Origin of the sequence: Breoghania sp., from assembly GCF_030066895.1 — a bacterium.
GTDB lineage: Bacteria > Pseudomonadota > Alphaproteobacteria > Rhizobiales > Stappiaceae > Breoghania.
Genome location: NZ_JASJAV010000004.1, coordinates 119,604 through 134,662, shown reverse-complemented (window position 1 = coordinate 134,662; position 15,059 = coordinate 119,604). Strand labels below are relative to the sequence as shown.

The following is a 15,059-nucleotide window of genomic DNA, read 5'->3' as shown; positions in this document are numbered from 1 at the left end:
CCCGGATATCAAAGCGCCGGGCGACGCCGCGGTTTGCCCCTTATATTGGGTCACAAGGGGCAGGAAAACCCCCCGCGCGTTTAAGTCAGCCTTCATGTGAACGGTAGCGCAAAAAAGCAGGACCTGAAACGCGCCAGCCGCACCTCCCGGCTACAAATCTCGCCGTATCTGCGACGGACCCGAATACGGGAAACACGATGTTTTCGGATTGTGCTTGCGCTCCAGATCCATGCTCCCACAGCATGTTGAGCGCGGGCAAGAGTATATAGAAATTACTTTAAATCAATAATTTGGCGGAAGTTTCAATCAAAAATCCAAGGTTTGTGATCTTGAAACCTGAAGAGGAGGAAAGCGGCGCGGAGCGTCGATATATCGCCTGCGCCGCCTTCCTTAATATCGAAAATACCAGGATCAGCAGGATGTGGAGCCGCAGGCCCGAATGTCGTCGATCTTGGTCTTCAGTTCGTCATAACCCACAGCGCCGAAAACGATTTCTTCGCCAATGACGTAGGACGGCGTGCCGGTAAGTTCGAGCGACTTCGCAAGGCCATACGATTCGTCGAGCGTGGCGCCGATTTCCGGATCCTTGAGAGCCTTGGTCAGGGCCGCCTGGTCGATGCCGATCTGCTCGGTGACCGCAATCGCCTTCGCGCCGTTGGCGCGTCCCTTGGTGGTCAGAAGCGCCTGATGAAACGCGTCGTACTTCTCCGGGGCGATCATGTTGACGGCGGTCGCCACCTGCGCGGCTTCAACCGAGCCCTGACCGAGAACCGGAAATTCCTTCAGGACGATGCGAAGGTTCGGATATTCGTCGATCAGACGGTTCATGTCGCCAAGCACCCGCTTGCAATAACCGCAGTTGTAATCGAAAAACTCCACCAGCGTGACGTCGCCCTTCGGATTGCCGAGAACGGCCTGACGGGTCGAATCGAACAGGATCGACTTGTTTTGGTCGATCGTCGCGAAGCGCTCCTTCTGTTCAGCTTCCGCCTTGCGGCGCTCAAGCTCGAAGAGGGCGTCCCGGATGATTTCCGGATTTTTCAGCAGATAGGTCCGGATGAAATCGCCGTTTGCGGGCTGGGACGCCACGTCTGCCGGAGACGGCTGGCTGCGCATGGCATTGATGGTGAGCAGCGAGGCGGCGGCGGCGAAGATGATGCCAGCAACGAAGGCCACGAGACGGCCGGTGGTGATCATGGTCGTGTTTCTTTCCTAGTGGGCGTTGGCCCTGTTGGAGTCCTGCCGTTGACGATTGCGAGCCGACCGAAGCCTTCCGGCCGGACTTTCGTGATACGTGCAAGGCCGCAAACTGGACGCCAAGAGGCCTTTCCGCCTTCGGCGCCCCGGGTCAATCGCGCAAGCGGTCACAACTGCGCGTTTGACATCGAGATCTTGTCATCGGTTACGGAAATCGGACGGCTTGTAGGAGACGATGTCATCCGCCTGGAGCCAGCTCGGCGAGCCGCGCTTCAGCCTCTTCTGGGCGCGGGCGGCGAATTGGCGTGCGGTCTGATAGTTACCCGAAAGCATCATGCTCTTTGCGGTCGCCACGTCTGCCAAAGCCGGATTTCCCCGCCGGGCTTCGGCAATGGCAAGCTGACTGTAGGCTAGCGGCGAATTCGGTTCTTCCTGCAAACCGGTCCGCAACAGGCTGACCGCCCGGTTGAGGTAGGCATCCTTTCCCGTCGCGACCAGAGCATAACCAAGCCAGATCTTCATCAATCCTTCCTTCGGCAAATAGGAAACCGCCTTTTCAAAAGAGGGGATGGAAGCTGGAGGGTTGCCGGATTCAATCAGCGCCTGACCCTTGAGTTCCCAGAAATAGGGATTTTGAGGCTGGGTTTTCAAAAGACCGTCGATGGCCCGCTGCGCATCGCGCGGGTTTCCCGACTGCATGGTGAAGATGGCGCGGGCATAGCGGGCCGGAAGGCCCTGCTTGTTGCCGTATTTGCGAGCAACGGCCCCCTGTCGTCCGGCAAAGGCCAGCAGCTTCGCCCGCGCAAGATCATGACGCGCCTTAAGGGCCGGGGGATCCTTCTTGTTGTAGTACTTGCTCTGCTTGGCGAGCGTTTCCAGCATCGCAACGCGGTCGCGCGCCATCGGGTGGCTCTGCACATAAGGATCGGCGTGGCGCGAGGCGAAGAGCTGCTGGTCGACCAGTCGCTTGAACGTGTCCAGCATGCCCTTGGGCGATTGGTGGGTGGCGTTCAGGTATTTGACCGCCGACCGGTCCGCCGTGGCTTCCTCCGAACGCTGATAGGAAAGCAGCGAGCGCTGAGCAAGACCTGCGCCGAGGTCGAGCATCGCGCCGCCGCCCTGACTGAGCCCGCCGGATCCCGACGCAGCACCTGCGGCAACCGCTCCGGCTCCGAGCAATGTTCCCAGTACCGCCATGATCTGCGCGTTGGCCGCCGCCTGGCGCAGGCGCACCAGATGGTTGCCAGCAATGTGGCCAACTTCGTGGGCGATGACCCCGATCACTTCATTCGGTGTCTCCGCGTCGATGATCACGCCGACATTCATGAACATACGGTGCCCGTCAACGACGAAGGCATTGAAGCTGAGGTCGTTGACGAGGATGATCTGAAGGGAGCGTTCGCCGAGGCCCGCCGCCCGCAGGATCGGTTCGGCGTAATCCCTGAGCAGGTTCTCCACCTCCGCATCGCGCACCACCGGCAAACGTCGGCCGCGCACCTGTGCGGCAGCGGGCAGGGGAGCGATCACCTGAAATGCGAAAAGAGCGGCAATCAGAAACGAAAAAAGACGTGTGAACATGGGCGTGCGCGATCGCCGGGCGTGGCAGTTTGCGTCAGCCATCGGCAGCGATACTTTCTGGAACAAGTGCCATTTCTGCGTTAGGGGACGTGTTGACACGCGCTGCATCCTCCTAGATCGGCGTTCGGGGGAAAGTAGGTGGGCCGGATCGCCACGGTCAACAGGGACTGAAGATAGGAACCGAAATGCGGCAAATCGATTGCGGTCAGAAATTAGGCGGAACACCTCCCGCCTCCAAGAGACAGTACAGTTGACGTTGAAAGCCTCACATCGTTCTGAAGTCGATCCCTTCCTCACGATGGATATTCTCGAAGAAGCCTGCAAACGCGAAGCGGCAAACGAAAAAATCATCCATATGGAAATCGGCCAGCCGGGAGCACGAGCTCCGGCAACGGTGATCGAGGCAGCCCAGGTAGCACTGTCGGACGGGTATTTCGGTTATACCGAAGCGCGCGGAATTGCGCCGTTGCGCGATCGAATTGCGCGGCACTATCGCGAAACCTACGGGGTCGACATCCTGGAGAACCGGATCATCGTAACGACCGGATCGTCTGCCGGGTTCAGTTTCGCATTTCTGGGGGCGTTCGATTCAGGAGACCGGGTCGCTCTCACGGCGCCGGGATATCCCGCCTATCGCAATATCCTCAAGGCGCTGGAGCTCGAACCGGTGGAGAGCCCCGTCGAGGAAGAAACCCGCTGGGTCCTGACGCCGGAACTGCTGGAGTGGGCACATACGGAAAAGCCGCTGAAGGGCGTGCTTGTGGCAAACCCCGGCAATCCGAGCGAAACTATGATGCAGCCGGTCGCCCTGAAGGCGCTTTGCGAATCCACGCGCGATCTCGGGATCACCTTCATCTCCGATGAGATCTATCACGGGCTCGTCTACCGGGGCGAAACGGCTTCGGCGCTCAATTACTCCGACGAGGCGATCGTCATCAATTCCTTCTCCAAATACTACTGCATGACAGGCTGGTGGATCGGCTGGATGATCGCGCTGGAAGCTCTCGTTCGTTCCATCGAGCGGATTGCCCAGAGCCTCTACATATGCGCGCCCGATATCTCCCAGCGCGCCGCGCTGGCCGCATTCGACGCGACGCCGAAGCTGGAAGTGGTCAAGCAATGCTATGCGAAAAACCGGGAGCTTCTGCTCGATGTGCTGCCAAAGATCGGGTTCAACGAGCTGCTCCCCGTGGACGGCGCATTTTACGTCTATGCGGGCGTGCGGTCATTGACCAACGACTCCAGCAATTTCGCACGCCGGATGCTGGCGGAAGCGGGCATCGCGACCACACCGAGCGCCGATTTCGATCACGATCGCGGCCCCGGATACCTGTGCTTCTCTTTCGCGGGTCTGCATGAAGACATGGTCGAGGCGACAGAGCGACTGGCGCGCTGGCTAGCCTGACAGCCAAAGGGGGTAGTGTCCCGCTATTCCGGTCTCTGATAACTTGAAGCAGAACATAAAAAAGACGGCCAATCGGACGTCTTTTTTTCAATTTGCGATGCTTGGGCGCCCTCAGAAGAAGGAGCGCCGTTGCCACCAGCCGGAGCGCTTGCGCGGTTTTTCCTTGCCGTCGCCAGTCGCACCTTCCAGCGCCTGACCGGCCTGCGTCGCGGTCGTCGGCTCGGCCTCCAACGTCGCGATTGCGCCGTCCTTGTCCGAGGTCTCGGCTTCAGCAGCCTCCGCCTCGACAGGTTCGGCCTCACGGACGGGTTCCGGGCTCTCAGACGCGGCAACCGGTTCGGCTTCCTCAAGCGTCACGTCGGCAGCGATGGGCTCTTCCGCCGGTTCTGCCTGCTCCGTTTCAGGTGCTGCAACCTCGGTTTCGGCTTCTGCCGGCGTCTCCGCAGCCGCTTCTTCGGCAACCGGCTCAGAAGTCGGCTCCTCAGTGTCGGCGACCTCCTGTGAGGCGCTCTCGTCAGTAGCCTCCTCGGAAGGAGCCGACGCCTCGGACTGAACCTCTTCGGGCTTCGAAGCTTCCGTATCCTGAGACTGGTCGACTTCAGCCGGGATCTCACCGGTATCGCTCTCGCTCACGGTTTCGGCCGACTGCTCGGTCTCGGCAGTCTCGCCGTTTTCCTGAGCGGTTGCCTGCTCCTCGCGATTGCGACGTCCGCGACGTCCACCGCGACGACCGCGCCGCCGCTTGCGACGACGGTCATCACCGCCTTCGGAGTTGTCGTCAGATGAAGCCGCGGCCTGGTCCTCGCCTTCCGCCTCGGCCTTATTGCCCTCGGCTTCGGCCTGATCGCCGCTCTCGCGATTTTCTTGATCATCGGAGGACGGACGCCGACGCCGACGACGCTTGCTGCGGCCGTTCTCTTCGGAGCGCGCCTCTTCGACCTCGCCGCCGCTCTCGTTGTCGGCAGAGGTCTCGCTCTCTTCGATCTCGTCCTCGTCGTCCAGCGAGATCGTATCCAGCTGCACGATCGTGGGCGCAGGCGGTGCGTTCGGATCGCGAACGACAGTCTCTCCGCGCTCCAGCACATAGTACTGCGTGCCGATATCCTCATCCGCCGTGATCGAGACGTTGAGGCCGAACCGTTCCTCAAGCTCCATCAGATGATGGCGCTTCTGATTGAGGATGTAGAGCGCAACCGGCGCCTGCGTCTTGACGTTGAGATGGTGCGAGGAATGGCGCAGCAGGTGATCTTCGAGAGCGCGAAGCACATGCAGGGCAACCGATTCTACCGAACGGATCATCCCCGAGCCACGGCAGTGCAGGCACACTTCGGTGGAGCTCTCCAGAACGCCGGTACGGATGCGCTGACGCGAAATCTCCAGAAGGCCGAAATGCGAGATCCGTCCAACCTGGATACGGGCGCGATCGGACTTCAGGCAGTCTTTCATGAGGTTCTCGACCACCCGGTTGTTCCGGTTCTCTTCCATGTCGATGAAGTCGATGACGATCAGACCGGCAAGATCGCGCAGCCGCAACTGGCGCGCGACTTCTTCCGCCGCTTCCAGATTGGTCTGGGTCGCGGTGTCCTCGATATTGTGCTCACGGGTCGACTTGCCGGAGTTCACGTCGATGGCGACGAGTGCTTCGGTTTGGTTGATGACGATATAGCCGCCAGACTTCAGGGTGACCTGCGGCGAGAACATCGCATCGAGCTGCGGTTCGATGCCGTAGCGGGTGAAGATCAGCGTCGTCGAGCGATAGGGCTGAACGTTCTTCGCATGGCTCGGCATGAGCATGCGCATGAAGTCCTTGGCCTCGCGATAGCCGTCCTCGCCGGACACCAGAACCTGATCGATATCCTTGTTGTAGAGATCACGGATCGACCGCTTGATCAGGCTGCCTTCCTCATAGACGAGGCAGGGGGCAATCGAGCGAAGCGTAAGATCGCGAACGTTCTCCCACAGGCGCAGCAGATATTCGAAGTCGCGCTTGACCTCGGCCTTCATGCGGCTGGCGCCTGCGGTGCGCAGGATGACGCCCATTCCCTCCGGCACATCCAGCTCGCCCGCGATCGCCTTCAGGCGCTTGCGGTCCTGAACGGACGTGATCTTGCGGGAAATACCGCCACCGCGTGCCGTATTCGGCATCAGGACGGAATAGCGACCGGCCAGCGACAGGCACGTGGTCAGAGCCGCGCCCTTGTTGCCGCGCTCTTCCTTGACGACCTGAACCAGCAGCACCTGACGGCGCTTGATGACTTCCTGGATCTTGTAGTGACGACGAGCAGGGCGCGACTGGCACTCCGGAACCTCTTCCACGCCAAAGGATTCGACCTGATCGTCGCTCTCGCCATCGTCGTCGGAATTGTCTGCCGAATTGGTGTCGTCATCGCTCGCGGCGGCCTCGGCATCCTCTGCCTCGTCGCCGGCGTCCTCCGCCTCCACTTTCTTGCGGGCGCGGGAGCCACGCTTGCTCCTGGCGGGCGCGGCCTCAGCCGTTTCCTCTTCGGCGTCGTCCTCGTCTTCCAGCAGCGCTTTGCAATCCGCAGTCGAGGTCTGGTAGAAATCGGGATGAATTTCCGAAAAAGCCAGAAATCCATGGCGGTTCCCACCGTAATCGACAAATGCCGCCTGCAGCGACGGCTCCACCCGTGTGACTTTCGCCAGATAAATATTGCCGCGCAGCTGCTTGCGGTTCGCGGCCTCGAAGTCAAACTCTTCTACGCGATTGCCGCGCACCACGACGACCCGGGTCTCTTCCGGGTGCGCGGCATCGATGAGCATCTTGTTTGCCATTTAAAGGGGTCTCCACGACCACCTGGCGGAACCGGCGCTGTCCGCTGCCGCGTATATGTTCCATGTGCATGGCCGCTTTGTTTGTCTCGGTTGTGTTTGAAGCTTGTTGCGGGCGTTGCGTGCACCGGAACGGACGGGAAGGCGGCCTTTGTCGAGGCGCCTGTCGTCTCCAATCTGCTCTTCGGTTCAGCGCGGTCGCTCATCGCAACGCTCGTTGATTGTCGAATTTCAGTAAGATCGGCGTATCGCCGACCGTGCAGTCCGTGCCCGGTTTTGCCGCATCCGGCACGGTATGAATCTCCGGACTGTCACCTCGCTTATTCCGATACCTGTCCCATGATCCCAGCGGTTCACCGTGATGGGAGTGGTCAGGTCAGACCGGAATGCGGGCAAATGTCTTCGAAAACGTGAATGCGAAGACCGCCCCGCATCAAGTCCCGTCAAGAAGCGGCGCCCCTGACGGCAGAATGAGTCGCGCGGTGACCTAAATCCAACTTGTTCTTTTAAGGATGCCAGTGCCGGTTGGCAAGATAACCTGTTGCACTACCTCACGCGACGTTCGTTCGATATCTGTACGCACCTGTTTGGCAGCAGACTGCGAACTCGGCAACAACATCAGGGAAGCTGCGTATCTCCTGTCAATACGCAAAAGACCCGGTTAACCATGCCGCCCTAATGTCATATGATTGGATACCGTGTGCCTCGAAAGGATATGGGTACGGCGGTCGTCGAACTTCAATCATGGGCCCCGGCGGTGCGCCGGGTAGATAAATCCGCATGAGGCTCAAGGATATCTCCGCAAAGCTGACCGTCGCCTTTGCGGCTGCATTCGTGCTGTTCTGCGCGATGGCGAATGCGGAAACATCGCCGCCTGGAGACGCTTCGCCTGAGCCTGCCAGCAAGACGGAAGTCGTTGCAACCTACGCGCGTATCACCGGGGATGGCGACCGCACGCGTTTCATCATCGATCTCAGTCGCTCGGTCACCTTCACTGCCTCGGCGCTCGCCAATCCCGACCGGGTCATTCTCGACATGCCCGAGGTTCGCTTCGACCTTCCGCCGAAATCCGGCGAAGCAGGGCGCAGCCTCGTCAAGGAATGGCGCTACGGACTGATCGCACCGGGCAAGTCCCGCATCGTGCTCGACATGTCGGGCCCGGCACGCATCGACAAATCCTTCGTTCTGCCCCCGGTCGACGGCCAGCCCGCGCGCCTTGTCATTGATTTCGTCAAGACCACCCGGGACAAGTTCCTGGCGGATTATCCGCGCCCCGACGCGGTGCCCGTCGATGAGGCGGCCACGAAAAGCGACCAAAAGCCGGTGGGCGCCACGGTATCGACGAAGCCCATTATTGTGCTGGATCCCGGTCACGGTGGCATCGATACCGGGGCTATCGGCGTCGACAGCGTCTACGAAAAGGCCGTCGTGTTGCAATTCGCCAAGCTGCTAAAGGCCAAGCTTGAGAAAGAAGGCGCCTACAAGGTGCTGATGACGCGCGACGACGACCGCTTCATTCCACTTGGAAAGCGGGTGGAGATCGCTCGCAAGCTCGGGGCGAACCTCTTAATTTCGATCCACGCCGATTCGGCGCCGCAGCATTACGTGCGCGGCGCGACCGTCTACACATTGTCGGAACGCGCATCGGATGCCATCGCGGCCGCCCTTGCAAAACATGAAAACAGTTCCGATGTCCTTGCCGGGGCCGATCTCGAGGATGGACCCGACGGGGTCGCCGACATCCTGATCGATCTTGCTCGGCGTGAAACCAAGAGCTTCTCGATCCTGTTCGCCCGCACGCTGGTCTCCGAATTTGAAAGCGCGGTCAAGCTGATCAAGAACCCCTGGCGTTCGGCCGGTTTCCGCGTTCTGAAAGCCTATGACATGCCGTCGATTCTCGTGGAACTCGGCTACCTGTCGAACAAGCACGACGAGAACCTTCTGGTTTCCGACGCATGGCGGGAACGAGCGGCGGACGCTATGGTGGCGAGTATCGCGCGCTTTTTTCGCCCCCGGCTGGCACAAGGCCAATAGGCGGAGCCGATAGGGCGCCTTGAACTGTAGCGCGCTGGCAACAGTGACGCCTCAGCATCGCCACAATAGTGACCGATGCAGACGATGATCAGCCTGGGGTATGGTAGGTGCCCCGCAAGAGTCGGAAGACGAGCGAGAGCCGCGGGGCAAGGCGCATGAAGGCCCTGCACCGCGAGTGCCCGTTGGAAAGCGGCCCGGTTTTCGATCCTTCGATGGTGCACGGTTGCCGCTCACCGGGGGTGCGCGAACCGGTAGCACGACGGCGCTGCCAGAATGTGACGGAGGACCTGAGTGCGGCAACACCGGTTGACGCCACCGCCGGTTCTCCACTCCAAACGAGCCTGATACGGACGAGTCCGGTGTATGAAATTTCTGCTCAAGTTTTTCGGTTATCTTTTCGGGATCGGCGCGGTCTGCTTCCTCGTCCTTGCGGCGGGCGGAGCATGGTACCTGTCTAAGATCCCCGAGGATCTGCCCGACTATACGGCGCTGAAGAACTACGCCCCCCCGGTGATGACGCGTGTCCACGCCGCTGATGGCAGCCTGGTTGCCGAATATGCGGAACAGCGGCGCATGTTCCTCCCGATCCAGGGCATCCCGGATCTGGTGAAGGACGCTTTCATCTCCGCCGAAGACAAGAACTTCTACCACCACCCCGGCATCGACATCACCGGCGTGGGGCGCGCGGTCCTCGTCAATCTGCGCAACAGGCTAACCGGCAGCAATCGCCGGCTCGTTGGCGCGTCAACGATCACCCAGCAGGTGGCGAAGAACTTCCTTTTGACCAACGAGGTCTCCTACGAGCGCAAGATCAAGGAAACGATCCTAGCGCTGCGGATCGAGGATACCTACACCAAGTACAAGATCCTCGAGCTCTACCTGAACGAGATCTATCTCGGCATGGGTGCCTATGGCGTTGCCGGGGCCTCGCTTCTCTACTTCGACAAGTCCGTTCACGAGCTGGATGTTGCCGAAGCAGCCTATCTCGCGGCCCTGCCGAAGGCGCCGAACAACTACAATCCCTTCCGCCACCCGAAGGCGGCGATCGCCCGGCGCAACTGGGTCATCGACCGCATGGTCGAGAACGGGTACGTAAAGCCGGAAGACGGCGAAAAGGCCAAGGCCGAGCCGTTGAAGATCACGCCGCGCGAAACTGGTCCCCAGCTTTTTGCCTCGGAGTACTTCTCCGAAGAGGTGCGCCGCGAAGTCAAGGACATGTATGGCAAGGATCGCCTCTACACCGGCGGCCTTTCCGTTCGCTCGACGCTTGACCCGAAGATGCAGGCCGAAGCGCGCAAGTCGTTGATGGACGGTCTGATCCATTTCGACCGCAAGCAAGGCACCTGGCGCGACCCGGTCGACCATGTCGATCTCAATGCCGGTGAATGGGGCGGCCTTATCGGCGATATCGACCATCTGACTGATGTTCCCGAATGGAAGCTCGCTGTGGTTCTCGACGTGAACGCGGATCGCGCCACCATCGGCGTGCAGCCGGAAAAGCTGGCGAACGGTCATCTGTCGACCGATCGTGAACGCGGCCACATCGATTTCAGCGAAATCAAGTGGGTGCGTCGGGTCAAGGACGGCACCCATTCGGTCAAGAGCTCGGACGATGTGCTCAAGGTCGGCGATGTCGTCTACGTGGAGAAGATCCCCGATCCCGCTGGCGGCAAGAGCACGGCGTGGAAGCTGAGACAGATCCCCGAGGTGTCTGGCGCCATCGTGGCGATGGATCCCTTCACCGGGCGCGTTCTCGCGATGGTCGGCGGCTTCAGCTACAACCAGAGTGAATTCAACCGTGCAACGCAGGCCTATCGCCAGCCGGGATCCTCGTTCAAGCCGTTCGTCTATTCGGCCGCGCTCGATAACGGATATACCCCGTCGAGCGTGATCATGGATGCCCCCATCTCGGTCGAACAGGCCGGGGGCGAGGTCTGGCAGCCGCAGAACTATGGCGGCAAGTTCTACGGCCCCTCGACGCTCAGAACGGGCATCGAGAAGTCGCGGAACATCATGACCGTACGCCTCGCACAGGACATGGGCATGCCGCTGGTCGCCGAATACGCCCGTCGTTTCGGCATCTACGACAAGATGCTTCCAGTGCTCTCCATGGCTCTTGGCGCGGGTGAGACTACGGTCATGCGCATGACCGTAGCCTATTCGATGATCGCTAACGGCGGCCGCAAGGTCACGTCGACGCTGATCGACCGAATTCAGGACCGCTATGGCCGCACCATTTTTAAGCACGATTCCCGCGAATGCGTTGGGTGTAACGCGACCGACTGGCATGGCCAGGATGAGCCGAAGCTGATCGACAATCGCGAGCAGGTTCTCGACCCGATGACCGCCTACCAGATCACGTCCATGATGGAAGGCGTGGTTCAGCGCGGCACGGCGACGAGCGTTCATGCCGTCGGTCGCCCGATCGCGGGCAAGACCGGCACCACGAACGATGAACGCGATGCGTGGTTCATGGGGTTCTCTCCGAACCTGACGGTCGGTGTGTTCGTCGGATACGACACGCCGCGGCCGATGGGACGCGGTCAGACGGGCGGCCACATCGCTGCACCGATCTTCACCGAATTCATGAAGCAGGCGCTGGCGGACAAGCCCGCCATGGAATTCCGCGTGCCGCCGGGCATCAAGCTTATACCGATCGACAGCCACACCGGCCTGCGTGCAACCGCAACCGCGGATTCTCCCGACACGATCCTGGAAGCCTTCAAGCCCGGCACAGCCCCGCCGGACAACTATTCGATCATCGGCTACCAGGACGAGATGGGTCAGCCCGGCGCAGTGACGCCCGAGGCCGATCGGGCCATCATGACGGGGACCGGCGGGCTCTACTGAGCCCGGCCGGGGTGGGGCGCCCGGTTTACACACGGAGGATGTGCTCAGTATGGTCGCCGCCCTGACTCGAGGGCGGCGGCACTCAGCCTGTCCGCACCTTCAAGAACATCCCAATTCATGAGGCATATGCGATGCGTCCGGAAACGCAGGCGATCGTTGAAGAGATCAAGCAGGCACTCAGCCTGCTGAGGAGGCATCTTTAACTGGGATCGCGCGATCTCACGTCTGGATGAACTGAACACGGTAGCTGAAGGCCCCGATTTCTGGAACGACCCGACCAAGGCGCGCAAGCTGATGCGCGAGCGGCAGTACCTGGAAGAGAATATCGGCGCTGTCCGGCGCATGGAAACCAAGCTATCCGACAATCTGGAGCTGATCGAACTCGGCGAGATGGAGGATGATGCTTCCGTGATCGAAGAAGCCGAGGAGGCGATCAGGGCCTTGCGATTGGAAGGCGATCGTCGTCAGGCCGAGACGTTGCTGTCCGGAGAAGCCGACGGCAACGATTCCTACGTCGAAATCCATGCGGGCGCGGGTGGCACGGAAAGCCAGGATTGGGCCAGCATGCTGCTCCGGATGTATCTGCGCTGGGCTGAAAAGCGTGGCTACAAGACGGAAGTGCTGGAAGTGCACGACGGCGAAGAGGCTGGCATCAAGTCCGCTACGATCCAGATCAAGGGCCCGAATGCCTATGGCTGGATCAAGACGGAATCGGGCGTGCATCGTCTCGTGCGAATCTCGCCCTATGACAGCCAAGCCCGGCGGCACACGAGTTTCGCAAGCGTCTGGGTCTATCCAGTCGTCGACGATTCGATCAATATCGAGATCAATGAGAGCGACTGCCGGATCGACACCTACCGCGCATCCGGTGCCGGCGGCCAGCACATCAACAAGACCGACTCCGCGGTTCGCATTACCCATAACCCGACCGGCATCGTCGTGCAGTGTCAGGCAGAGCGTTCCCAGCACAAGAACCGGGCAACGGCGTGGTTGATGCTGAAGGCGCGTTTGTACGAGCGCGAGCTGCAGATCCGTGAAGACAAGGCGAACGCCGATGCGGCCGCCAAGACCGATATCGGCTGGGGCCATCAGATCCGGTCCTACGTGTTGCAGCCCTATCAGATGGTCAAGGACCTGCGGACCGGCGTTGAGAAGAGGTCTCCCGGCGACGTCCTCGACGGGGATCTCGACGACTTCATGGAAGCAGCACTCGCTTTCCGTGTCGGCGGCGAGACGGCGGAAGTGGCCGACATCGACTGAGGCCCGTCACGCAGCGAACAGAGCCTTTCGCTCTGCCTCCCGTTCTATCCTATGGCGGATAAGCGGGAGGCAGAGCGAGAATTCCGAGAAAATGACGTCACCGCGTTGTTTGTGCGAACTAATTCCGTTATCGACCTTAAGTGGTTTGGGCGCGAATTGGTGTCTATATCCGCAATTTTCTCTACCATTTCTCTTTTCCTCCGTTCGCGGAGGTAAATAACTACCTCAATACCAAAACGCCGCCGGCATTATCCCGTTACCGGTAATATTGGTTGTGATTTATCGACCATCTCAACGCTCCGTTAATGCTGTTGGACGAGGATCGATACAGTTCAAAGTGTGTTGCGTAGAGTTCGCGTATTGTGATGTACACCCGTCAGCGTAAGCAGTCGTTTCTCCGTCGCCTGATCCTGCCAGGCCTGTCAGCGGCGCTTCTTTTGTATTTCGCCCTGCATGCCCTTTCCGGCGACTACGGGCTGATCGCGCGCGGACAGTTGGAAAACAACTCACACGCGCTTGAAAGGAAGCTTGCCGATCTCAAGCAGAAGCGGGAGACATTGGAGCGCAGGGTCGTGCTGTTGCGTCCGGAAAGCCTTGATCCGGACATGATCGACGAGCGTGCCCGCGACAATCTGAACCTTGTTCATCCCGATGAGATAGTTATTTTGCGCAATGACCGTAGCGCGCAGAAATAAATCGAAATTTCGTTAATATAAGTAAATTAATCTAAATTATGTTAATTGTTTTATTAACCATCATATACAATAGCTTACCCTGTTTTAAATAGACCGTTTTACGTTCTTGGATTGACAGCCCCTCTCAACTAATTTCCGCTACACGCTTGAGGGAAACGTCACCGAGACGAGGGCCTATGGCTACCAAACCCAAAACCGCTGCCACCCGCAACCAGGGAGGCACGCATTCGCGTTCCCGCCAATCGACAAGCCGGACCGCTAAGAAGACTCCGGCCATCGCGGAATTCTCCAAGGAACAAGAGCTTGCCGCCTACCGCGACATGCTGCTGATCCGCCGTTTCGAAGAAAAGGCCGGCCAGCTTTATGGCATGGGCCTGATCGGCGGCTTCTGCCACCTCTATATCGGTCAGGAAGCCGTGGTGGTGGGAATGCAGATGGCGCTGAAGCCGGGCGATCAGGTGATCACCGGGTATCGCGACCACGGCCACATGCTGGCAACCGGCATGGAAGCCAAGGGCGTGATGGCCGAGCTGACCGGCCGCCGCGGAGGTTACTCCAAGGGCAAGGGCGGCTCGATGCACATGTTCTCCAAGGAGAAGAACTTCTACGGAGGACACGGCATCGTCGGCGCGCAGGTGCCGCTGGGCACGGGCCTCGCCTTCACCAACGTTTATCGCGGGACCGACAACGTCACGCTGACCTATTTCGGAGACGGCGCCTCCAACCAGGGCCAGGTCTACGAGAGCTTCAACATGGCGAAGCTCTGGCACCTCCCGGTTGTCTACATCATCGAGAACAACAAGTACGGCATGGGCACGAGCGTGGAACGCGCTTCGTCGAATGTCGACCTGTCCGAACGCGGCGCCTCTTTCGATATTCCGGGCGAGCAGGTGAACGGCATGGATGTCAGGGCCGTGAAGGCCGCCGGCGATCGGGCGATCGCCCACTGCCGGGCGGGCAAAGGCCCCTATATCCTGGAAATGCTGACCTACCGCTATCGCGGGCACTCCATGTCGGATCCGGCCAAGTACCGATCCAAGGAGGAAGTGCAGAAGATGCGCACCGAGCACGATCCGATCGAGCAGGTCCGCAAGCGCCTCCTCGACAAGAAGTGGGCCGGCGAGGACGAGCTGAAGAGCATGGACAAGGATGTTCGCGGGCTCGTCGGCGAAGCCGCCGAATTCGCCCAGACCGATCCGGAGCCGGATCCGTCCGAGCTTTGGACCGACATTCTGCACTGAGGCGAAGGG

The 15,059-nt window shown here is 60.2% G+C and carries 9 protein-coding genes; 6 read left to right on the top strand and 3 right to left on the bottom strand.

The window, feature by feature from the left end; genetic code table 11:
• Window positions 1-411: 411 nt before the first annotated feature.
• Complete coding sequence (locus tag QNJ43_RS07895; protein WP_300468852.1) at window positions 412-1,197, bottom strand: DsbA family protein; 786 nt, start codon at window positions 1,195-1,197, stop codon at window positions 412-414.
• Between the two features lie 198 nt (window positions 1,198-1,395).
• Complete coding sequence (locus QNJ43_RS07890) at window positions 1,396-2,775, bottom strand: M48 family metalloprotease (protein ID WP_300468848.1); 1,380 nt, start codon at window positions 2,773-2,775, stop codon at window positions 1,396-1,398.
• A 298-nt stretch (window positions 2,776-3,073) separates the two neighbouring features.
• Between QNJ43_RS07890 and QNJ43_RS07885 the strand changes: the two genes are divergently transcribed.
• The gene (locus tag QNJ43_RS07885; protein WP_300468845.1) at window positions 3,074-4,180 is read left to right on the top strand and encodes an aminotransferase class I/II-fold pyridoxal phosphate-dependent enzyme; all 1,107 of its coding nucleotides are present in this window, start codon (window positions 3,074-3,076) and stop codon (window positions 4,178-4,180) included.
• 111 nt (window positions 4,181-4,291) lie between these two features.
• Here QNJ43_RS07885 and QNJ43_RS07880 read toward each other — a convergent pair whose 3' ends face one another.
• A complete protein-coding gene (locus QNJ43_RS07880; RefSeq protein WP_300468843.1) occupies window positions 4,292-6,973 on the bottom strand; it encodes an Rne/Rng family ribonuclease in 2,682 nt (893 codons plus the stop codon).
• A gap of 777 nt (window positions 6,974-7,750) precedes the next feature.
• On the opposite strand from QNJ43_RS07880, the gene QNJ43_RS07875 reads away from it, so the two are divergent.
• From QNJ43_RS07875 to pdhA, 5 genes are all read left to right on the top strand, one after another.
• Complete coding sequence (locus tag QNJ43_RS07875; RefSeq protein WP_300468841.1) at window positions 7,751-9,004, top strand: N-acetylmuramoyl-L-alanine amidase; 1,254 nt, start codon at window positions 7,751-7,753, stop codon at window positions 9,002-9,004.
• Between the two features lie 363 nt (window positions 9,005-9,367).
• On the top strand, window positions 9,368-11,854 hold the full coding sequence (locus tag QNJ43_RS07870; protein ID WP_300468839.1) for a penicillin-binding protein 1A: 2,487 nt from the start codon (window positions 9,368-9,370) through the stop codon (window positions 11,852-11,854).
• A 131-nt stretch (window positions 11,855-11,985) separates the two neighbouring features.
• A protein-coding gene (gene prfB / locus QNJ43_RS07865; RefSeq protein ID WP_300468837.1) for a peptide chain release factor 2 occupies window positions 11,986-13,114 on the top strand; the annotation gives its coding sequence in 2 pieces (ribosomal slippage) (window positions 11,986-12,054 and window positions 12,056-13,114; 1,128 coding nt in all).
• Window positions 13,115-13,479: 365 nt separating this feature from the next.
• On the top strand, window positions 13,480-13,809 hold the full coding sequence (locus QNJ43_RS07860) for a septum formation initiator family protein (RefSeq protein WP_300468835.1): 330 nt from the start codon (window positions 13,480-13,482) through the stop codon (window positions 13,807-13,809).
• Window positions 13,810-13,985: 176 nt separating this feature from the next.
• Window positions 13,986-15,050, top strand: coding sequence for a pyruvate dehydrogenase (acetyl-transferring) E1 component subunit alpha (gene pdhA / locus QNJ43_RS07855; RefSeq protein WP_300468834.1), 1,065 nt, complete (start codon window positions 13,986-13,988; stop codon window positions 15,048-15,050).
• Window positions 15,051-15,059 lie beyond the last annotated feature (9 nt).

Coding starts and splice junctions, on each gene's coding strand:
- QNJ43_RS07895 (WP_300468852.1), bottom strand. CDS start 1,197: ATGATCACCACCGGCCGTCTCGTGGCCTTCGTTGCTGGCATCATCTTC.
- QNJ43_RS07890 (WP_300468848.1), bottom strand. CDS start 2,775: ATGTTCACACGTCTTTTTTCGTTTCTGATTGCCGCTCTTTTCGCATTT.
- QNJ43_RS07885 (WP_300468845.1), top strand. CDS start 3,074: ATGGATATTCTCGAAGAAGCCTGCAAACGCGAAGCGGCAAACGAAAAA.
- QNJ43_RS07880 (WP_300468843.1), bottom strand. CDS start 6,973: ATGGCAAACAAGATGCTCATCGATGCCGCGCACCCGGAAGAGACCCGG.
- QNJ43_RS07875 (WP_300468841.1), top strand. CDS start 7,751: ATGAGGCTCAAGGATATCTCCGCAAAGCTGACCGTCGCCTTTGCGGCT.
- QNJ43_RS07870 (WP_300468839.1), top strand. CDS start 9,368: ATGAAATTTCTGCTCAAGTTTTTCGGTTATCTTTTCGGGATCGGCGCG.
- QNJ43_RS07860 (WP_300468835.1), top strand. CDS start 13,480: ATGTACACCCGTCAGCGTAAGCAGTCGTTTCTCCGTCGCCTGATCCTG.
- pdhA (WP_300468834.1), top strand. CDS start 13,986: ATGGCTACCAAACCCAAAACCGCTGCCACCCGCAACCAGGGAGGCACG.